Source organism: Streptomyces sp. NPDC057694 (genome assembly GCF_042799415.1).
Taxonomy (GTDB): domain Bacteria; phylum Actinomycetota; class Actinomycetes; order Streptomycetales; family Streptomycetaceae; genus Streptomyces.
Genome location: NZ_JBHVIX010000013.1, coordinates 77,345 through 96,939 on the forward strand (window position 1 = coordinate 77,345; position 19,595 = coordinate 96,939).

General features: G+C 73.8%; 13 protein-coding genes, 3 tRNA genes and 1 pseudogene. 10 read left to right on the forward strand and 7 right to left on the reverse strand.

What is annotated here, in order from left to right; all coding sequences use genetic code 11:
* Positions 1 to 38 precede the first annotated feature (38 nt).
* Together ACFVDP_RS25995 and ACFVDP_RS26000 are read left to right on the forward strand one after the other, a co-directional pair.
* Positions 39 to 1,499 (forward strand): acyl-CoA synthetase, encoded by a 1,461-nt coding sequence (locus tag ACFVDP_RS25995; protein WP_383494158.1) that lies wholly within the window; start codon positions 39 to 41, stop codon positions 1,497 to 1,499.
* Positions 1,492 to 2,838, forward strand: coding sequence for a carboxyl transferase domain-containing protein (locus ACFVDP_RS26000; RefSeq protein ID WP_383494161.1), 1,347 nt, complete (start codon positions 1,492 to 1,494; stop codon positions 2,836 to 2,838). The genes ACFVDP_RS25995 and ACFVDP_RS26000 overlap by 8 nt, the downstream gene beginning before the upstream one ends.
* Before the next feature lie 355 nt (positions 2,839 to 3,193).
* On the opposite strand, the gene ACFVDP_RS26005 is transcribed toward ACFVDP_RS26000, so the two are convergent.
* Positions 3,194 to 6,865 carry a S8 family serine peptidase gene (locus tag ACFVDP_RS26005; protein WP_383494164.1) on the reverse strand — a complete coding sequence of 1,224 codons (3,672 nt, stop codon included), beginning with the start codon at positions 6,863 to 6,865 and terminating at the stop codon, positions 3,194 to 3,196.
* A 417-nt stretch (positions 6,866 to 7,282) separates the two neighbouring features.
* Between ACFVDP_RS26005 and ACFVDP_RS26010 the strand changes: the two genes are divergently transcribed.
* The 3 genes from ACFVDP_RS26010 (at position 7,283) to ACFVDP_RS26020 (ending at position 11,142) form a co-directional block, all read left to right on the forward strand.
* Positions 7,283 to 8,320: a rod shape-determining protein gene (locus ACFVDP_RS26010; protein WP_383494167.1), complete on the forward strand. Its 1,038-nt coding sequence runs from the start codon at positions 7,283 to 7,285 to the stop codon at positions 8,318 to 8,320.
* A 151-nt stretch (positions 8,321 to 8,471) separates the two neighbouring features.
* Complete coding sequence (locus ACFVDP_RS26015; RefSeq protein WP_383494565.1) at positions 8,472 to 9,827, forward strand: GAF domain-containing protein; 1,356 nt, start codon at positions 8,472 to 8,474, stop codon at positions 9,825 to 9,827.
* 313 nt (positions 9,828 to 10,140) lie between these two features.
* The gene (locus ACFVDP_RS26020; RefSeq protein WP_383494170.1) at positions 10,141 to 11,142 is read left to right on the forward strand and encodes an NAD-dependent epimerase/dehydratase family protein; all 1,002 of its coding nucleotides are present in this window, start codon (positions 10,141 to 10,143) and stop codon (positions 11,140 to 11,142) included.
* On the opposite strand, the gene ACFVDP_RS26025 is transcribed toward ACFVDP_RS26020, so the two are convergent.
* Complete coding sequence (locus ACFVDP_RS26025; protein ID WP_383494173.1) at positions 11,134 to 12,246, reverse strand: sensor histidine kinase; 1,113 nt, start codon at positions 12,244 to 12,246, stop codon at positions 11,134 to 11,136. The two genes, ACFVDP_RS26020 and ACFVDP_RS26025, sit on opposite strands and share 9 nt — an antisense overlap.
* 302 nt (positions 12,247 to 12,548) lie before the next feature.
* Positions 12,549 to 13,271 (reverse strand): annotated as a pseudogene (locus tag ACFVDP_RS26030) (response regulator transcription factor); the annotation flags it as partial.
* 115 nt (positions 13,272 to 13,386) lie between these two features.
* Between ACFVDP_RS26030 and ACFVDP_RS26035 the strand changes: the two are divergent.
* The 3 genes from ACFVDP_RS26035 (at position 13,387) to ACFVDP_RS26045 (ending at position 15,556) form a co-directional block, all read left to right on the forward strand.
* The gene (locus tag ACFVDP_RS26035) at positions 13,387 to 14,076 is read left to right on the forward strand and encodes a glycosyltransferase family 2 protein (protein WP_383494568.1); all 690 of its coding nucleotides are present in this window, start codon (positions 13,387 to 13,389) and stop codon (positions 14,074 to 14,076) included.
* Positions 14,077 to 14,165: 89 nt separating this feature from the next.
* The gene (locus tag ACFVDP_RS26040) at positions 14,166 to 14,795 is read left to right on the forward strand and encodes a DUF2064 domain-containing protein (protein WP_383494176.1); all 630 of its coding nucleotides are present in this window, start codon (positions 14,166 to 14,168) and stop codon (positions 14,793 to 14,795) included.
* Positions 14,792 to 15,556, forward strand: a complete 765-nt coding sequence (locus tag ACFVDP_RS26045; RefSeq protein WP_383494179.1) for a class I SAM-dependent methyltransferase — start codon at positions 14,792 to 14,794, stop codon at positions 15,554 to 15,556. The genes ACFVDP_RS26040 and ACFVDP_RS26045 overlap by 4 nt, the downstream gene beginning before the upstream one ends.
* 307 nt (positions 15,557 to 15,863) lie before the next feature.
* Here ACFVDP_RS26045 and ACFVDP_RS26050 read toward each other — a convergent pair whose 3' ends face one another.
* Positions 15,864 to 17,126, reverse strand: a complete 1,263-nt coding sequence (locus ACFVDP_RS26050; RefSeq protein ID WP_383494182.1) for a molybdopterin-dependent oxidoreductase — start codon at positions 17,124 to 17,126, stop codon at positions 15,864 to 15,866.
* A gap of 113 nt (positions 17,127 to 17,239) precedes the next feature.
* Between ACFVDP_RS26050 and ACFVDP_RS26055 the strand changes: the two genes are divergently transcribed.
* Positions 17,240 to 18,556: a hypothetical protein gene (locus ACFVDP_RS26055; protein WP_383494185.1), complete on the forward strand. Its 1,317-nt coding sequence runs from the start codon at positions 17,240 to 17,242 to the stop codon at positions 18,554 to 18,556.
* A gap of 113 nt (positions 18,557 to 18,669) precedes the next feature.
* On the opposite strand, the gene ACFVDP_RS26060 is transcribed toward ACFVDP_RS26055, so the two are convergent.
* The 3 genes from ACFVDP_RS26060 to ACFVDP_RS26070 form a co-directional block, all read right to left on the reverse strand.
* Positions 18,670 to 18,746, reverse strand: a tRNA-Ile gene (locus tag ACFVDP_RS26060).
* 178 nt (positions 18,747 to 18,924) lie between these two features.
* Positions 18,925 to 18,997: transfer RNA gene (locus ACFVDP_RS26065), tRNA-Asn, on the reverse strand.
* A 5-nt stretch (positions 18,998 to 19,002) separates the two neighbouring features.
* Positions 19,003 to 19,075 (reverse strand) — tRNA-Asn (locus tag ACFVDP_RS26070).
* A 190-nt stretch (positions 19,076 to 19,265) separates the two neighbouring features.
* Here ACFVDP_RS26070 and ACFVDP_RS26075 point away from each other — a divergent pair.
* Positions 19,266 to 19,568 (forward strand): YtxH domain-containing protein, encoded by a 303-nt coding sequence (locus tag ACFVDP_RS26075; protein ID WP_383494188.1) that lies wholly within the window; start codon positions 19,266 to 19,268, stop codon positions 19,566 to 19,568.
* Positions 19,569 to 19,595: the final 27 nt, after the last annotated feature.

Here is a 19,595-nt window from a genome sequence, read left to right on the forward strand (position 1 = left end):
ATTTTCTCATCGCTGAGGTACGACCGAGGAGCGCCCCCGTGCCACGTCTGCTGCCCGCACTGCTCGACACCCCCGCCCGCCCCGCCCTGCGCTTCGGCGACCGCGCCATGACCCATGGGCAGCTGGCTGCGGTGGCGGGCCCGCTCGCGTCCCGGATCAGCGGGTCGTCCCGGGTCGCGGTGTGGGCGACGCCGACGCTGGAGACCGCGGTCGGCGTGGTCGCGGCGCTGCTGGCCGGGGTGGCCGCCGTACCGCTGAACCCGAAGTCGGGCGACAGCGAGCTGGGGCACATCCTGAAGGACAGCGCCCCGGAGGCGGTCCTGGCGGCGGCGGACGCCGAACTGCCGCCCGCGCTGGCCGGGTTGCCGCGCATCGACGTGGACGCGGACGCCGCGGTCCCGGCCGTCGTGCCGTCCCTGCCGCCGGAGCCGGCCGCCCCCGAGACCCCGGCGTTCGTCGTCTACACCTCGGGCACGACGGGCCCGCCCAAGGGTGCCGTGCTGCCGCGCCGCGCGGTCAGCTCCACCCTCGACGCGCTCCAGGACGCCTGGCAGTGGACGGAGGCGGACACCCTGGTGCACGGCCTGCCGCTGTTCCACGTGCACGGTCTGATCCTCGGCGTCATCGGCCCGCTGCGGCGCGGCGGCGCGGTGCGTCACCTGGGCCGGTTCAGCACGGAGGGCGTGACCCGCGAGCTGTCCTCGGGCGCGACGATGCTGTTCGGCGTACCCACCATGTACCACCGCATCGCGGAGTCCCTGCCCGACGACCCGGCGCTCGCCAAGGCCCTCGCCTCGGCGCGGCTGCTCGTCTCGGGCTCGGCGGCGCTGCCGGTCCACGACCACGAGCGGATCACGTCGGCCACCGGGCAGCGGGTCATCGAGCGGTACGGGATGACCGAGACGCTGATGAACACCAGCGTGCGCGCGGACGGCGAGCCGCGCCCCGGCACGGTCGGCGTGCCGCTGCCGGGCGTGGAGCTGCGGCTCACGGAGGACGACGGGGTGACGGAGGTGCCGTCCGACGACCCGGAGGGGGTCGGCGAGATCCAGGTCCGCGGGCCGAACCTGTTCCTGCACTACCTCAACCGCCCCGACGCCACCGAGGCGGCGTTCGCGCCGGGCGGCTGGTTCCGTACGGGGGACGTGGCGGTCCGCGACGCCGACGGCTATGTCCGCATCATCGGCCGCAAGGCCACCGACCTGATCAAGAGCGGCGGGTACAAGATCGGCGCGGGCGAGATCGAGAACGCGCTCCTGGAGCACCCGGGCGTGCGCGAGGCGGCGGTCACCGGCGCCCCCGACCCGGATCTCGGCGAGCGCGTGGTGGCGTGGATCGTCCCCGCGGACGCCGCGCGGCCGCCGGCGGAGGCGGAGCTCGCGGACCATGTGGCCGCCCGCCTGTCCCCGCACAAGCGTCCCCGCACGGTCCACTACCTGGAGGCCCTGCCGCGCAACGACATGGGCAAGATCCTCAAGCGGGCCCTCGGCGATGCGTGACACGAACAGCGGTCACGACACGACCCGGGGCGTGACCGACCCCGGCTCCTTCCGGGAACTCCCCCACCCGCCGCCGCCCGTCGATCCGAACCCGCTCGACTGGCCGGACTACGACAAGGTGCTGTCCCGGGCTGCCGAGCGCGGCGGGACGGAGTCCGTCACCGCCGCGACCGCCACGGTCGACGGCACCGAAGTCGTCCTCCTCGCCTTCGACTTCACCTTTCTGGGCGGCTCCCTGGGCCGCCGCGCGGGCGACCGCGTCGAGGCCGCGCATGAGCACGCCCGGCGGCACCGGCTGCCGGTGGTGGCGCTGGTCGCGACGGGCGGCAGCCGGATGCAGGAGGGCATGATCGCGCTGACCCAGCTCCAGCGCGTGGCGGGCCAGATGGCGCTGACCCGGGCCGCAGGGCTGCCGCAGCTCACGGTGGCCTGCGACCCGACGACGGGCGGCGGCTGGGCGACCCTGGGCGCGGGCGCCGACGTCACCCTCGCCTGCCCCGGCGCCCAGATCGGCTTCGCGGGCTCCCGGGTCCGCCCGGCGGACGCCGACCCGGCCGCGTACACCGCCGAGGGCCAGTTCGACGCCGGGTCCATCGACGCGATCGTGGAGCCCGGCGAGCTGCGCGGCGCCCTGGGCCGGTGGCTGCGGCTACTGACCCGGCCCGCCCCCGACGCCGCCCCGGTCCCGGCCGCCCGGGGCCGGGTGGAGCCGCCGCCCACCGGCTGGTCGGCGGTGCTGCGCGCCCGCGACCCGGGGCGCCCGCGCGCCCGCGCCTATCTGGACGCCTACTTCGACGGCCGCGAGGAGCTGAGCGGCGACCGCGCGGGCGGCCGGGACCCGGGGATGCTCTGCGGGTTCGGCGCGCGCGGGGAAGGGGACGCGGCCGTCACCGTCGCGTACGCGGCCCAGTGCGGCACGGCGACGACCCCGGCGGGCTATCGGACGGCGGCCCGGCTGATCCGGCTCGCGGGCCGGCTCGGCATTCCGGTGCTCACCCTCGTCGACACCCCGGGGGCGGCGAACGACGCGGCGGCGGAGCGCGCGGGCGCGGGTCCGGCGATCGCCGAGGTGTTCCTCGCGGTCGCCGAGTCCCCGGTGCCGGTCACGACGCTGGCGATCGGCGAGGGCGGCTCGGGCGGCGCGCTCGCCCTGTCGGCGCCCGGGAACACCTGGGTCGCGCCGGACGCGTACTTCTCCGTCATCGCGCCCGAGATGGCGGCGGCCATCCTCAAAAGATCCCCCGACCAGGCAGAACACACCGCGGACCAACTACGTCTCAGACCCCAGGACTTGGTGGCACTCGGCGTGGTGCGCGGGATCGCGGAGCCACCTTCATAAACGAACAAGGGCGCAGTTGTTCCCTCGAACAGGTGGTCGTCGCTCCAGAGTTTGCATAGGGCACGCAGCACCAACGATGCTTACAGGGCGCAAGCAACGGGCTGCAGACCGTAGCGAACGCATCGCGATGCAGTGCACGTCCCACACACATGCAACACGCAATACCGAGGAGAACGTCCCACCATGAACCTGCTCACCGACATCCTCGCCGGCATCGTCCACTTCGTCGGCTGGCTCGTGTAACACCAGGCGCGACGCCACGGTGTGACACACCGTCGGATGCACGCACACGGCGCCGTCTCCCCCGGTCCCACGGGGAGGCGGCGCCGTCGCGTTGTCCGGACCGACCCTCCGACTACCGCACGGCCACCGCCCGGACGATCTCCTGACGGACGCTGCCGCCCTTGTCGTCATGGGCCGCCGCCCGCAGGGACACGGACTTCGCGCCGCGCGGCACGCTCAACTCACCCTTCCAGGAAGCCTTTCCGCCCTTCAGGGACACGGTCTTCCAGGTGGCGCCGTCGTCGTACGACACCTCCAGCGTGCCGCCGCCGATGGTGCCGGTGGCCTTCGCGCCCGCCACGTACTCGGCGTGGATCCCGACCGGGAGCCGCGCGCCCGCGGCAACGGTGCCCTTGAGGTCGGTGTCGAGGTCGAAGCCGAGGTTGATCATCGCCAGCGGCGACCAGGAGTCCGCCGGTGTCTCGGCCGACTTCACGGTCCACTCGGTGTGCCCCTCGGTGGCCACGCCCCACAGCGCCGCGTCGAGCGCGGTGTCCGTCGTGACCTTGTACGTGTGCTCGGCCGGATCGGCGTCCCAGACGTACACCCCCGAACTCACCTTGCGGTCGGCCTCCTTGCCGTCGACGTACACGGCCGTCTCCTGCGTCATGCCGGAGTCGGTGCTGTACGCGTCGCCGAAGCCGGTGTGGTCGGGGCCCGAGTCGCCCCAGCCCGGCGTGTTGAACTGCAAGGTGTTGCCGGAGCGCTCCTGCCCCCAGCCGAGGCCGGTGCCCAGCCACGGGTGCCAGACCGGCCCGAACCAGTCGAGTTTCTCGTGCGAGCCGCCCTTGTACGCGGTCAGGCCGCTGCGCTCCTCCCAGGCGAGCGTGGGGCCCGCGAACACGGACTCCGTCCACTTCTGGCGCGCGCCCGTGGAGACGTAGTCGGTGCGCTCGGCCGGGTACGCGACCTTCTCCAGGAAGCCGAGGCCGAGGGTGAAGGCGTCACTGAGCGAGTAGCGGAACTCCCCGCCGTCCTGGGCCTTCGCCGCGTGGAACCGGACGTCGCGGACGGCGAGTTCACGGCTGCCGGGACGGTACGCCAGTGAGCCGCCGGGGACCGCTCCGGTGTGCTCGTCGGCGAGGTCGTACACCCACGGCGTGTACCGGGTGCCGGTCACGTCGAGCTTGCGGCCCGACTTCGCGGCGGCGGCGAGGACCGCGGCGTCGCGCGCGTCGACGGTCGCGATCGTCAGCGGGCGGTCGGTGTAGTCGTCGGTGCCGAAGTAGGCGCTCAGCCGGCCGGCCGTGTCGTCGGTGACGAACAGCGCCTCGGCGCCCGCGTCCTGCGCGGCCTGGGCGAGCGCGCCCGGCGCCGTCGTACCGTCGGCACGGACGAGGACGGCCTTGCCGCGCACGTTCTTGCCCGCGTAGTCGGCGGGTGCGCCCGCACCGGCGTCGACGACGAGCCTGCTGCGGCCCTCGGCGAGTGTGCCGCCGGACTGCACGACCGCGTCGCGCACCCCGTCGACCTGGAGCAGCGGCTTTCCGAGCCGCCAGACGGTGCGGTACGCGTAGCTGCCCTCGGTGACCTTGCGGGTGGGGGCGGCGAAGACGCTGTCGTAGGCGAGGGGGACCTGCACGATATTGGTGATCTCGGCGCCGTTCGCCTTCCGGTCGGCCTCCATGATCAGCTGCCGGGTCTCGGCGGTCCGCCCGACGTCGGCGGTGATCTCCTTCAGTTTCCGTCCGTCGAGGGTGATCTCCCGGTCCCGGTCGAGCGTGACCTCGGGGTCGGAGAGATAGCCGAGGCCGAGGGAGTCCTTGCCGTGGCTGCCGTGGACGTCGAGGAACGTGTCGACGTAGTACGTGCCCGGCTTCAGCCTCAGTTCCACGGTGCCGTCGTCGCCGGTGGAGTAGCTCGCCGGGTCCGTGTTCGCGACGAGCTGCTGCACGGCGAGTCCGGCGTCGGCCGGGGCGCCGTCGCGGTCCTTCACATGGACGGTGAGCGTGTACCGCTCCTCTTCTTTCACGAGCCCGAACACGGTGTGCGCGACCGGCTTGCCCCCGGAACTGGCCACGATCTGCCCGCTGTTGGTACCGATGGCCGCCTTCGAGCCGTCGCCGGTGACGGTGGTGGAGGCGGTTCCGTGGGCGGGCACGGTCAACCGCGAGTCGCCGAGCGTGGCGACACCGTCGGCGGCACCCCGCACCGCGAGATCCAACTCGACAGCCGTGTCAGAGGAGTTGGAGTAGGTGAGCGTCTTGGTGACCGGCGCGTTGCTGTCGTAGGGCCACTTGTAGGAGCCGAGGTCGGCGCTGCCGGTGGCGGTGATGTCGGCACCGACGGCGTCCGGCACGCTCACCCGCCCTGCCCCCAACGCGTAGGCGGAAGCGTCGAGTTGTGCACTGCTGGACATCAGTGCGTCCTTGAGCTGGGCGCCGGTCCAGTCGGGGTGCTCCTGCGCGAGGAGGGCGGCGACGCCCGCGACGTGCGGCGTCGCCATCGACGTACCGCTCATGGTGGTGTAGCTGCCGGAACCCTCCACCAGCGAGGAGCGGGCGGCGAGGATGTCGACGCCGGGCGCGGAGACGTCGGGCTTGAGGGCGTCGTCGCCGAGGCGCGGGCCCTGGCTGGAGAAGTAGGCGGCCTGGTCGGCGGAGTCGACGGCGCCGACGGTGAGCGCGGAGTCGGCGGCCCCGGGCGAGCCGATGGTGCCGGGGGCGCCGTAGTTGCCCGCGGCGATGACGAAGAGGGCGCCGGTCTCCTTCGACAGGGTGTTCACCGCGACGGCCATCGGATCGGTGCCGTCGCTGCCCTCGTCCGAGCCGAGGCTCATGGAGACGACCTTCGCCTTGACGTCCTTGGCGGCCCACTCCATACCGGCGATGATCTGCGACTCCGACCCGGAACCCTCGTTGCTGAGGACCTTGCCGACGGCCAGGGTCGCATCAGGGGCGACGCCCTTCTCCTTGCCGTCGGAGGCGGCACCGGACCCGCCGACCGTCGACGTGACGTGCGTACCGTGCCCGTTGGCGTCGGCGACCTCCTGCCCCTCGATGAACGACTTCGACTCCGTGACGCGCGAGGCGAGGTCGGGGTGGGAGGCGTCGTACCCGGTGTCCAGGACGGCGACCTTCACGCCCTTGCCGGTGAACCCGGCCTCCCACGCCTTCGAGGTGCCGATCTGCGCGTTCGACTCCGCCATGTCGGTGGTGACGCGGCCGTCGAGCCACACCTTGCCGAGACCGCCGGTGTAGCCGCTCTTGGTGGTGAGGTCGTTCCAGAAAGCCCGCCCCTTGTCGGCGTCGACGGCGGCGCCGCCGATGCTGGGCAGGGTTCGCGTCCGCTCGGCGCCCTCGGGCACGGCGGCGGCGCTGCGGGCGCTCTTGCCGTCGTAGGTGACGATGAGGGGCGTCGCGTCGGCCTTCCCGTCCGCGAGCCCCTGGCGTATCAGCTCGCTGACGTCGAACAGTCGTGCGTCGAGGCTCCCGTCGGCGAGATACCGCCGGGCCTCGTCGGGCACGACGCTGACATCGCCGTTCGACACCCGGGTGCGCACGGCACCCGTGGCGCCCCTCGCCCGGTCGACGGTGACGGTCCTCCTGCCACCCCCGAGGTCGGTGACGGTCACCTTGTCACCGGTCACCAGGGTGACCGTGTGCGCGGCGGAGGCGGCCTTCATGGGGGGCGTGGCGGGAGTCTTCGCGGGACCGGCGTACGCGCCCCCGGCGGGCAGCAGCGCGAACGCCAACCCTGCGGACAACAGGGTCGCGCCACGTCTCGCGGCAGTTCCTCTGGTCATCGTCGCCTCTCTTCCGTGCCTCGGGGTCAGTGGGTGTCGCCCAAGTGCTGGGAAGAGTCTCAGGAGGCTTGTGTTGCAGGGAAGTTGCCGAGGGATGGCGGATGCTGCACTGGCGCTTTCCCGCCACCGGAAGCCCCAAGGAAGCGGCGACGCGGCCCGCTCCGGGAACCCCCGGCCCGCGTAGGTGGTACTGCGTCAGAAGTGGTATGCGGACCGGCCTGTTCGCGGTCGCGCCCCGTACCACGGACGCCCGGAACGGCCCGCCCGGCGCGCCTCGAAGGCCTCCCCCGGCCGCTTGCGCCCCGTCCGGCCTACTCCAGCGAGCGGAATCCCGCACTCCGCAGCACGATGCCAAAAGGGCCGCGGACCCGCGACCCTGCGGTCCGTCCAAGGGCCGCGCTCTCGGGAGGATCTGCCATGACCGTCAGTCTGGAGCAGTTGCGCCGCTGCCACTTCGCCGTCGACCTGGGTGCCGCGCGCACGCGCGTGTATGTGAAGGGCGCGGGTCTCGTCGTCGACGAGCCGAGCTGCGCCGCGGTCAACACCCGCACCGGGGCGCTCATCGCGGTCGGCGAGTTCGCCGAGCGGATGACCGGCCGCACCCCGGGCTACATCCGCGTCGTCCGGCCCGTCTCCGGCGGCACCGTCGTCGACATCGAGATGGCCCAGCGGATGCTGCGCCAGTTGCTCGGCGAGAAGCTGCGGCGCACGCTGCGCCGCAAGCCCCGGCTGCGCGCCGCGGCCTGCACGCCGCACGACGCGGACCCGCTGGCGCAGCGCGCCACGGTGGAGACCCTGGTCGGGCTCGGCGCGCGCCGCGTCGAGCTGGTCGACACGCTGATCGCCGCCGCCGTCGGCTGCGGGCTGCCGGTGGAGCAGCCCGAGGCGACGATGATCATCGTCTGCGGCGCGGCCACGACCCAGATCGCCGTGCTCTCGCTCGGCGCGATCGTGACCGCCGACCGGATCCCGGTCGGCGGCGACGCCATCGACCACGCGGTGGTCCAGCACCTGCGCCAGCAGCACGAGCTGATGCTCCCGTCGCAGTCGGTGCGGCCCCTTCAGCTCGCCCTGAGCGGCAACGGCCTGACCCCGCACGGCCCGGAGCAGACCGAGATCCACGGCCGCGACGTGGCGACCGGTCTCGCCCGCTCGGTGCACGTCGACACCTCCGCGGTGCGCCGCGCGATCCACACCCCGCTGACCGCGGTCCTCGACGGCATCGGCAAGGTGCTGCGGGACTGCCCTCCCGACCTGGTCGCCGACCTCGCGGACCGGGGCATCATGATGGTCGGCGGCTCGGCCCTGCTGCCCGGCCTCGACCACATGCTGCGTGAGGCGACGGGCATGCCGGTGCACATCGCCGAGCGGCCCGACGTGTGCGCGGTGCAGGGCCTGGGCGCGATGATGGAGGGCAAGATCCAGCCGCTGGTCCTCGACCCGCTGGCCGGCTGACATCCCGTCGAGCGGGCCCGGGGCCGTGCGCCACGGGCCCCGGACCGCCGAGGGGGGCGTGCGAACCGTGCGACCAGGACCACCGGACACCGGTCTCCCCGTCCTCCTGGAGGCGGTGCTGAGCGTGGGGACCGAGCTCGAACTGCGCAGCATGCTCCAGCACCTGGTGGACAGCGCGGCCGAGCTGACCGGCGCCCCGCACGGGGTGCTCGACGTGATCGATCCGGGGCACGGCAGCCTCCTCGAATCGGTCGGCACCGGGCAGGCCGCGCAGGACCCGCAGGGCTCGCTGACCGTCCCCATCCGCGTACAGGAGACGGAGTTCGGCAGGCTGCGGCTGACCGGAAAAACCTTCACCGTCGACGATCACGCCCTGCTGCGGGTGCTGGCGACACAGGCCGGGATCGCCATCGGCAACGTCCGGCTGTACGAGACCGCACGGCAGCGCGAGCGGTGGATCGAGGGCGCCGCCGCGGTCACCACGGCGCTGCTCACCGGCCGCGCCGAGGACGCCCTGACGACGGTGGCCGAGCGGGCCCGGCTGCTGGCCGACGCCGCGGCCGGGGTGGTCCTCCAGCCCACCGAGGAGGGCGGCATGTCGATCGTGGCGGCCTCCGCGACGGACGACGACCCGCACGCGCTGCTGGGTGCGACGATCCAGCCGGGCAGCGCGGTGCTGGCGCAACTGCTGACCGGTGAGCCGGTGTTCATCGACGACTCGGCGACGGACCCGCGGATGACGACCGAGGTCAGGGCCCGTTTCGGGCCGAGCATGATGCTCCCGCTGAAGGCCTCGGGAAAGCTGATCGGCACCCTCGCCCTGCCGCGCTCCCGCGGGGCCCGCCCCTACACCTCCGTGGATCATCTGCTGGCCACCCAGTTCGCCTCGCAGGCGGCGCTCGCCCTGGTCCTGGCCGACGCGCAGGCGGGCCGCGAGCGGCTCGCCGTCTTCGAGGACCGCGACCGGATCGCCCGCGACCTGCACGATCTGGTCGTCCAGCGGCTGTTCGCGACGGGCATGATGCTGGAGTCGACCCAGCGCCGGGCCAAGGTCGGCGACGTACGCGAGACCCTCGCGCTCGCCGTCGACGAGCTGGAGTCGACGATCCAGGAGGTCCGTACGACCATCTTCGCGTTGCAGCAGCCGCCCGCGGAGGCCCCTGCGACGTTCCGCGGCCGGGTCCTGCGCGAGACGGCGGGCGCCGCCGCGGTCCTGGGCTTCGCACCGTCGGCGCGGTTCACCGGACCGGTGGAGGGAGTGCTGGACGACGCGGTCGAGGGCCATCTGCTGGCCGCCCTGCGGCGCGCGCTGGCCACCGCGTCCCGGCGGCGCGCGGTCTCCCGGATCGAGGTGACCGTCGACGCGCGGGCCACGCTGCCGGACGGCCGCCCCGGGGTGCGGCTGACCGTGTTCGACAACGGGGAGCAAGGGGGTGCGCCGGGCGCCGGGAGCGGTGCGGGCGGGACGGGCACGACCGTGACCTGGCAGTCGCCGCTGCGGCAGTGAGGGGCCCGGGGAGCCCGCGCGGCCCTCTTCCGGTACATCGGGGATGACCGGCGCCGACTCCGCTCATCCCCGTACGCACACCGCTCGATCACCGCTCGGACGCCTGCTCCGGGGGGAGAGCCCGATCCGAGGGGACCGACTGCGGTCCTGGCGAGTCTAGAGGGCCCTTCCCTCGCGAGTCCCTCCCCAAAACGCACCGTTGTCCGCGAAACGCAAGCTCTTGGAGCGCGATGCGCGCGTGGTGTCTTACGGTCCGGTGACACGGCGGCCCATGCGCTCGGTCGGCGCCGGTGTGTCTGCCTACCGTGGGCGCATGCGTGTACTGGTCACCGGCGGTGCCGGGTTCATCGGGTCCCATGTGGTCGAGGCGTTGACGGAGCGCGGGCACGAACCCGTGGTGTTCGACGTACGGCAGGAGGCGGCGGCGGACGTCCGGGACGCGGAGGCGGTCGCCCGCGCCCTCGACGGCGTGGACGCGGTGTGTCATCAGGCGGCGATGGTCGGCCTCGGCACCGGGTTCGCCGACGCGGCCGACTACGTCTCCCGCAACGATCTCGGCACCGCCGTGCTGCTGACCGCGATGGCCGAGGCGGGGGTGCGGCGGCTGGTGCTCGCCGGGTCGATGGTCGTGTACGGAGAGGGACGGTACGAGTGTGCGCGGCACGGGGTGGTGCGGCCGGGGCCGCGTGCCGTCGCCGCGCTCGACGCCGGACTGTTCGAGCCCCTCTGTCCCGACTGCGGGCTCGAGCTGACGCCGGGTCTGGTCACCGAGGACGCGCCCGTCGACCCGCGCAACGTGTACGCGACGACCAAGCTCGCCCAGGAGCATCTGGCCGCGGCGTGGGCGCGCGCGACGGACGGCACGGCCGTGTCGCTGCGCTACCACAACGTGTACGGGCCCCGGATGCCGCGCGACACCCCGTACGCCGGTGTCGCCTCCTTCTTCCGCTCGGCCCTGGCGCGCGGTGAGGCGCCGCGCGTGTTCGAGGACGGACGGCAGCGGCGGGACTTCGTGCACGTACGGGATGTGGCGCGGGCCAACGTCACGGCCCTGGAGGCGCTGGGCGGCGCGGTCGCGCCGGGTGCGCTCACCGCGTACAACACCGGGAGCGGCGCCCCGCGCACCGTGGGCGAACTGGCCCGCGCGCTGGCCGACGCGCACGGCGGTCCCGTCCCCACGGTCACCGGCGAGTACCGGCTCGGCGACGTCCGGCACATCACGGCGGACTCGGCGCGGCTGCGGGCCGAGCTCGGCTGGCGGCCGGAGGTCGAGTTCGTCGCGGGGATGCGGGAGTTCGCCGGCGTCTCAGCCTGAGGCGGCGGGCAGGGTCACCTCGAAGCGGCAGCCGCCGGGGATGTTGCGCACGGCGGCGCGCCCTTGGTGGGCCTCCACGATCCCGCGCACGATGGCGAGTCCGAGGCCCGCGCCCGCCGGTGGGGTACGGGCGTGCGTGCCGCGCCAGCCGGTGTCGAAGACCCGGGGCAGATCGGCCTCCGGGATGCCGCCGCAGCCGTCGGACACGGACAGCACCACACCGTCGGGCGAGTGCTCGACGCCGATCGCGACGGTGCCGTCGGCCGGGGTCCGGCGGATCGCGTTGACCAGGAGGTTTCCCAGGACCCGGCTCATCTCCTTGCCGTCCACGTCCACCGGGACCCGCGCGATGTCGTCGCCGACGAGCCGCACGCCGTGCTCCCTGGCGAGCGGGTCGGCACCGGCGAGGGCGTCGCCCACCAGGTCGTACAGCGAGATCCGGGTGGGGGCGAGGGTGAGGGCGCCGGCGTGGATCCGGGAGAGTTCGAAGAGGTCGCCGACCATGTCGTTGAGGCGTTCCACCTCGGTGCGGATCTGGCGCAGATAGCGGTCGGGGTCGGTGGCGACGCCGTCCTCCAGCGCCTCGGACATGGCGCGCAACCCGGCCAGTGGAGTGCGCAGGTCGTGCGAGATCCAGGCGACCAGCTCGCGCCGGGAGGTCTCCAGCATCCGTTCCCGCTCCCGCGAGTCGGCGAGCCTGGCACTGGTGGCGGCCAGCTCCCGGCTGACCGCGGCCAGTTCCGCGGTGGCCGGCTGCGCGGGCACGGTGAAGCCGCCGTCGTCGCCGAACGAGCGCGCTGCCAGGGCGAGTTCGTGGCTGCGGGCGACGACACGCCGGCCGAGCAGCAGCGCGGTCCCCAGCGAGACGACCGCCGCCATGGCGACCACCGTCGTGACGACGCTGAGGTCGTGCGCGGACAGGAACATCGCCTGCGCCACCGCCAGTGTCCCCGCGAGCATCGCCCCGACGGCGACGGCGGCGACCACGGTGACCGACGCGGTCAACGACCGCCGCCGCAGCAGCCACAGCGCACCGGCACCGCAGAGCCCGGCGGCGGCGGCGCCGAGAAAGGCGAAAAGCGCAATGAGAAGGGTGTCGCGCACGGCTACCGCCCCCTCCGGCCACTCGGGTCGGCCGGGGCCACCGGGGCCGCCGGAGCTGCCGGGGCCGCCGGGGCCGCCGGAGCCGCCGGAGCCGCCGGAGCTGCCGGGGCCGCCGGAGCCGCCGGAGCCGCCGGAGCTGCCGGAGCTGCCGGAGCTGCCGGAGCTGCCGGATTAACCGAGGCCACCGGATCCGCCAAATCCGCAGAGCCCACCGGACCCGCCGGGGCTGCCGAGCCCACCGGATCTACCGGATCTACCGAGTCCACCGGACCCGCCGGACCCGCCAAGTCCGCAGAACCCTCCGAGCCCGCAGAACCCGCGGAGTCGAACCGGTACCCGACCCCCCACACCGTCTGCACCAGACGCGGGCGCGCCGGATCCGCCTCGATCTTGTTGCGCAGGCGGCGCACATGGACCGTGACGGTCGACAGGTCGCCGAAGTCCCAGCCCCACACCTCCCGCATCAGGTCCTCGCGGCTGTACGCGTGTCCCTGGTGCCGCAGGAAGAAGGTGAGGAGGTCGAACTCGCGCAGGGTGAGAGCGAGTTCGGCGCCGTCCTTGGTGGCGCGGCGGGCCGCCGGGTCGACGGTGAGGCCGGCCGCGGCAAGCGGACGGACCCGGGCGCCGACGGCGGGGCGGGACCGGCGCAGGACCGACTCCACGCGCAGCACCAGTTCGCGCGGGCTGAACGGCTTGGTGACGTAGTCGTCGGCGCCGACCTCCAGGCCGAGGATGCGATCGTCCTCGTCGCCGCGCGCGGTGAGCATGACGACCGGGACGGGCCCGGTCTCGCGCAGCCTGCGGCACACCTCCAGGCCGTCCATGCCGGGCAGCATCAGATCGAGGACGACCAGGTCGGGCCAGTGCGCGGCGGCCCCGGCGAGCGCGCCCCGGCCGTCCCCGGCCCGGTCCACCCGGTACCCGGCGCGCTCCAGGTACCCGGTGACGATCTCGGCGACCGTGGGGTCGTCGTCGACGACGAGAACCCGGCCGGGTGCCTGCTCCTGCGGCTGTCGCTGCTCCATGCCTCCAGCGTCGCACCGCCCGGGGGCCGTATCGCCCCGGCACCTCGGACGTCCGTGTTTCGTAAGGAGCTCATGCCCGTTTTGCCCTATTGGCGCTCGTAGGGTGGACGCCGTGCTGATCTCCTCACCGCCCCCGTCCGCCGAGGGCGTCGACGTCGTGCTGCCCTGCCTGAACGAGGCCGGGGCGCTCCCCTGGGTCCTGTCCCGCATCCCACCGGGCTGGCGCGCGCTCGTCGTGGACAACGGCTCCACCGACGGCTCCGCGGACCTCGCCCGCGAGCTCGGCGCCACCGTCGTGACCGAGGCGCGGCGCGGCTTCGGCGCCGCCTGTCACGCGGGACTGACCGCGGCCACGGCCCCGTACGTCTGCTTCTGCGACTGCGACGCCTCGCTGGACCCGGCGCTGCTCGTGCCGTTCGTCCGCGAGGTGCGCGACGGCGAGGCCGACCTGGTGCTCGGCCGCCGCCGTCCACAGGGCCGGGGCGCCTGGCCCGCGCACGCCCGCGCCGGCAATCTCGCGCTCGCCCGGATGCTGCGCCGCCGCACCGGCCTGCGCCTGCACGACCTCGGCCCGCTGCGCGCGGCGCGCCGCGAGTCCCTGCTCGCCCTCGCCCTCACCGACCGGCGCAGCGGCTACCCGCTCCAGATGGTGGTGCGCGCCGCCGACGCGGGCTGGCGGGTGACCGAGCACGACGTCCCCTACCGCCCTCGCACCGGCGCCTCGAAGGTGACGGGCACTTGGCGCGGGACCTGGCAGGCGGTACGCGACATGAGCCACGTCCTGTCCGAGGCCCCGCAGCCGTGAAGCGCCGGGCGCCCGGCCGTGAGCCCGCCCCCAACCGCCCGCCCTGCCCCGCTCGGCCCTGCCCGCTCTCCCGAGAGGACCCCACCCCCATGACCACCCTCCTCGTCATCGCCAAGGAACCGCGCCCCGGCCGGGTCAAGACGCGGCTCACCCCGCCCTTCACTCCCGAGGAGGCGGCGGCGCTCGCCGAGGCCTCGCTCGCCGACACCCTGCACACGGTGGCCGCCACGCCCGCCCGCCGTCGGGTCCTCGCGCTCGACGGCGCGCCGGGCCCCTGGCTGCCGCCCGGCTTCGACGTCGTGCCGCAGGGCGTGGGCGGCCTGGACGAGCGGCTCGCGGCCGCGTTCGCCGCCTGCTCCGGCCCGACCCTGCTGATCGGCATGGACACCCCGCAGGTGACCCCGGAGCTGCTGACCATGGAGTTCGGCACGCCCGACGCGGCGTACGACGCCTGCTTCGGCCCGGCCGCCGACGGCGGCTTCTGGGCGCTGGGCCTGAGCGACCCCGACCCGGCGCTGCTGCTCGGGGTGCCGATGTCGGCCCCCGACACGGGCGCGGTGCAGTACGCCCGGCTCGTCGCGGCGGGCCTGCGCGTCAAGGAGCTGCCGACCCTGCGCGACGTGGACACGGCCGCCGACGCGCGGGCCGTCGCCGCCGAGGCCCCGCACTCCCGCTTCGCCGCGCGGCTCGACCGGTGTCGGGCGGCGACCGCCCGATGACCCTCGCGCACGGCCTCGACAAGGCCCCGCACCGCGCCTGGTCCGCCGACCCGTACGCGGACGCCCTGCGCACCGGCCGCGGCCCCCTCTATCTGCGCCGCGGCGACGGCTGGCTGCTCCCCCTCGACGTGGAGCGCTGGTGCACCGGCGCCGACGCGGTGGACCGCGCGCTGCTCGACCGGTGCGAGGGCCCCGTCCTCGACGTCGGCTGCGGACCGGGCCGGCTGGTCGCGGAACTCGCCTCCCGCGGCACCCCCGCCCTCGGCATCGACATCAGCGCGGCCGCCGTCGCCCACACCGCGCGGCTCGGCGGCCCGGCGCTCCTGCGCTCCGTGTTCGCCCCGCTGCCCGGCGAGGGCCGCTGGGGCACGGTGCTGCTGGCCGACGGGAACCTCGGCATCGGCGGCGACCCGACGGCCCTGCTCGCCCGCGCCGCCCAACTCCTGTCACCCGGAGGTCTGCTGATCGCCGAGACGGCTCCGCTCGACGTCGACGAGCGGGTCAGCGTGACGATCGTCGGACCGTCCTGGACGCAGAGCGCGCCGTTCCCCTGGGCCAGGATCGGCACCCCGGCCCTGCTGCGGGCCGCCCGCGCCGCCCACTGGCGGCCCGTCGCTCAGTGGTCGGCGGGCGGCCGCTGCTTCGCCGCCCTGCGCAGCCGGACCGGCAACAGCAGCGCCGAACCGCCGAAGAGCGCGGCGGTGATCAGCAGCCAGCGCCCGAGGAACCCGTCCGCCGACAGCCGCGTGGCCGACGTGTAGTGATCGGCGGCGGCGCCGCTGATCATGGGGAACCACACCAGCAGCAACAGCCCCGACAGCATCGCCGGTACGCGCACGTGCCCGGCCCACTCCCGCCGCCCGCCCGCGCCCACGGCATCGAACGCCCGGACGACGCCGCGGTCCACGGCCCCGTACAGCGGGAGCAGGACCAGGTCGTGGACGAGCGCCGCCCCGACGAACCACACGCAGATCAGGAACCAGTCCCCGGCCAGCAGCCGCACCCCCGCGTAGGCGGCGAGCGCGAACGAGCACAGCAGCAGGACGAGAGAGAAAGGGCTGCCCAGCTTCATCGGACCGCCTCCCGAAGATCGCCGAAGGTCAGCCGGGCGACCCACTTGGTGTTCAGCACGCCGGGCGCCGCGGGCACGATGATCCGGGCCGGATAGCCGTGATCGGGTGTCAGGGCGGCCCCGTTGACCTCCAGTGCGAGCAGCGAGCGCGGGTCGCGTACCTGGGCGGCGCTCAGGGCGGCCCGCCGGAACGCGCCGTGCCGCTGCAACGACTCCACCAGCAGATCGGGCACCGCGTCCGCCGCGTGTCCGGCCAGCTCCGCCAGATCCCGCAGCCGCACCCCGCGCCACGTCTGGTCGGACGTCGACCAGCCCTCCACGCAGGCGATGGGCAGCGCGGCACTGTGCACCGGCAGCTTCAGCAGCTCCGGCCGGCTCAGCCGCACGGTTCCGGCGGGCCCGTCGAGCACCAGCCGCCACGCCTCATCAGTCGTCTCGCGCGGGTCGATCCCCCGGGACGCGGCGGTCTTGTTGATCTGGAAGCCGCCGGGCCCGCTCCCCGGATCCGCCCACCCGTGCGGCGCGAGCAGCGCGGTGCGCCGCAGCGGACCGTCGAACCCGCGCCCCACCGTGGTCCCGAACAGCAGCGCCGACGCGCCCCCGACCACGCCCAGCGCGCCGCGCCGCGACACGGTCGGCGCGGCGGGCCGAACCGCGACCAGCTCGCCGGTGTCACGGAGCGCACCCCGGCGCAGATTCCGCACGGCGGCCGGCGCCCGCAGCACCACGTGCAGCGCGAACGCCGCGAAGAACACCCACGCCCCGTAGAAGTGCAGCGGGTAGAAGGAGCCGGGAAAGAGGTACTCCAGCTGCACGTTGAGCACCCCCGTCACGAACTCGAAGAGCACGCCGCCCACCAGCGTCAGCAGCGAGATCCGCTCCAGCGCGTGGGCGAGCGAGCGCGCGGGCGGCAGCGCGAACAGCTTGGGCACCACCGACCACAGCTTCGCCAGCAGTACGGGGATCAGCGTGATCCCGAGCGTCACGTGCACGCCCTGCGTGAGCCGGTACAGCCAGTACGGGCGGGTGGGCCAGCCGAAGAGGTAGAAGCCGAGCAGCCCCTTGTCGGGCGTCTTGTCGTTGACCGGCGAGAGGCCGGGGTTGTACGCGGCGTAGGACAGCAGCCCCGTCACGAACAGCACCGTGATCCCGAAGAGCAGCACCACACCGAGCACCGACGTGAACCACGGGCCGCGCAGCGGGCTGCGCCAGAACGCAGGGGAGGTCGGCAGGACGGCCGGGTCGAACTTCCGTGACATGCGCCGACCGTAGGCCGCACCACCCCGCGCGCGGGGCCCGCGACACATGACGAAACCCTGACGTCGGCCCGCGCCGCGCCGTTTCCGCGGGCTCCGCCGCCTAGCGTTCAGATGTGATCCGCTCCCTCTCCCCTGCCGCCCGCCGCGACCTGTACGCCGTCGGGGCCGCCGCCCTCCTCGTCACGGCGGCCGCGGTCGTCGGCACCTGGATCGAACGGGAGCACGGCACCCTGCACGTGGGGTGGCCTCCGCTGTACGCGAAGTGGCTGCCGCACGTCGGCCCGGGCACCCCGGCCGCCCTCGTCGTCGCCGCGGCCGTCATCGCCTACGGGCCGCGCCTCGCCGACCGTCTGCCCTGGCGCGGGCTGCTCGCGACGGCCTGGGCGACGGCCATGGCGTGGACCTGGTCGCTGGCCCTGATCGACGGCTGGCGGCGCGGCATCGCCGACCGCCTGACCACGAAGTACGAGTACCTCCAGGTCATCGACCGCTTCCAGGACATCCCGGCGACCCTGCGCGACTTCACCGCGCACATCCTGCTGCACTCCCCCGACCACTGGCCCCCGCACGTGGCGGGCCACCCCCCGGCGGCCACCCTCACCTTCGTCCTCCTGGACCGGGTGGGGCTGGGCGGCGGGGCCTGGGCGGGCGCATGGGTGATCACCGTCGGCGCGTCGGCCTGCGTGGCGGTCCTGGTCACCGTGCGCGCGCTGGCGACCGAGCAACTGGCGCGCCGGGCCGCCCCGTTCCTGGCCATGACCCCGGCGGCCGTCTGGATGGGCACGTCGGGGGACGGCTACTTCACGGCGGTCGCCGCCTGGTCCCTGGCCTGCCTGGCGCTGGCGGTGACGGGCCGCCGCCCCCGCCTCACCGGCTTCGCGGCGGGCCTGCTGTTCGGCCTGACCTGCTATCTCTCGTACGGCCTGACGCTGTTCGCGCTCATCGGGGCCGTGATCCTGCTCCTCGGCACCCACCGGCTGCGCCCGCTGCCCTACGCCCTGGCGGGCCTCGTCGTGGTCCCGGCGCTGTTCACGCTCCTGGGCTTCGACTGGTGGGAGGCGTACCACCTGCTGACCACCCGCTACTACGAGGGCGCGGGCGGCATCCGTCCCTACGCCTACTGGATCTGGGCCAACCTCGCGTGCACGGTCCTGCTGATCGGCCCGGCCACGGTCGCGGGCCTGCGCCGCGCGGCCACCGCCCCCACGGGCCCGCCCCGCCGCCTGGCGCTCCTCGTGGCGGCCGCCCTGACGGCCCTGATCCTGGCCGACCTCTCCGGCATGAGCAAAGCGGAGACGGAACGCATCTGGCTCCCCTTCGCCGCCTGGCTCCCGGCCTCCTGCGCCTTCCTGCCGTCCCCGCGCGCCTGGCTCGCCGCGCAGGCCGTTCTCGCCCTGCTGCTGAACCATCTGCTGTTGACGGGTTGGTGAACACGGGGCCCCAGAAAGCAGCCTCCTGAGTGACAGAAGACCCGCCACGGTTTACGTGACGGGTCATCAGGTTACGTTCAGGCTGGCTGCATCGTTTCTGCGCTCTGAAGGCTTGGTGGGGCGGGTGGGACTCGAACCCACGGCCGACGGATTATGAGTCCGCTGCTCTAACCGGCTGAGCTACCGCCCCGTAACGGCGCGCCGCGCACATTTGTGCGCGCCGTCTGCCGCAGCATAGCCGCTCATACGATCTCCTGCCTCGGATGGTTCGGCTCTGCACGACCTTGAGGACATCGCCTGTGGCCGGTCGGTTCCACCGGGCACGAAAAAGCCCCCCGGAGTGAACTCCGAGGGGGCTTGTTCGACAGCTCTCCCGACTGGACTCGAACCAGTAACCTGCCGGTTAACAGCCGGCTGCTCTGCCAATTGAGCTACAGGAGATCGAGCTCCCCCGACTGGACTCGAACCAGTAACCTGCCGGTTAACAGCCGGCTGCTCTGCCAATTGAGCTACAGGGGAATGACCTCATTGCTTCGAACGCGGCTACCCGGGTACTTGCCAGGCGGCGTGCGCTCGCTGCGACACATACATTAGCGCAAGCAGGGGGGTGCTCCGCCAATCGGTATCCCCCGGCGATCATCGAGCACGACGATGACCGCCACGACGACCGCATCGTCCATGACGCCTCGCTAGGGAAAGGGTGGCCGACATGCGCTACCGGCTCACATTCATCGCCGGTCTGGCCCTGGGTTACGTACTGGGCACCAGGGCCGGGCGGGAGCGGTACGAGAAGCTCAAGAAGACCGCTCGCGAGATCTCCCAGAACCCCGCCGTACGCAATACGGCCGAGTCCGCCGCGCAGCAGACGCGCGAGTACGCCGGCAAGGCGTTCCACTCCGTCAGCGCCAAGGTGGAGGGCAAGGTTCCGGACTCCGTGGCCGACCGGGTCCGCTCGCTGCGGGAGCGCAGCGGCGGCGGCGATGACGACGACTGGGGCACCAGCAACACCTGAGGCCACGCGGACCTCGGCGGTGCGGCA

Bases quoted from the DNA above. Each gene is read 5' to 3' on its own strand.
- ACFVDP_RS26050 (WP_383494182.1), bottom strand. From the start codon at position 17,126: ATGTCACGGAAGTTCGACCCGGCCGTCCTGCCGACCTCCCCTGCGTTC.
- ACFVDP_RS26045 (WP_383494179.1), top strand. From the start codon at position 14,792: ATGACCCTCGCGCACGGCCTCGACAAGGCCCCGCACCGCGCCTGGTCC.
- ACFVDP_RS26040 (WP_383494176.1), top strand. From the start codon at position 14,166: ATGACCACCCTCCTCGTCATCGCCAAGGAACCGCGCCCCGGCCGGGTC.
- ACFVDP_RS26000 (WP_383494161.1), top strand. From the start codon at position 1,492: ATGCGTGACACGAACAGCGGTCACGACACGACCCGGGGCGTGACCGAC.
- ACFVDP_RS26020 (WP_383494170.1), top strand. From the start codon at position 10,141: ATGCGTGTACTGGTCACCGGCGGTGCCGGGTTCATCGGGTCCCATGTG.
- ACFVDP_RS26010 (WP_383494167.1), top strand. From the start codon at position 7,283: ATGACCGTCAGTCTGGAGCAGTTGCGCCGCTGCCACTTCGCCGTCGAC.
- ACFVDP_RS26005 (WP_383494164.1), bottom strand. From the start codon at position 6,865: ATGACCAGAGGAACTGCCGCGAGACGTGGCGCGACCCTGTTGTCCGCA.
- ACFVDP_RS26075 (WP_383494188.1), top strand. From the start codon at position 19,266: ATGCGCTACCGGCTCACATTCATCGCCGGTCTGGCCCTGGGTTACGTA.
- ACFVDP_RS26015 (WP_383494565.1), top strand. From the start codon at position 8,472: ATGCTCCAGCACCTGGTGGACAGCGCGGCCGAGCTGACCGGCGCCCCG.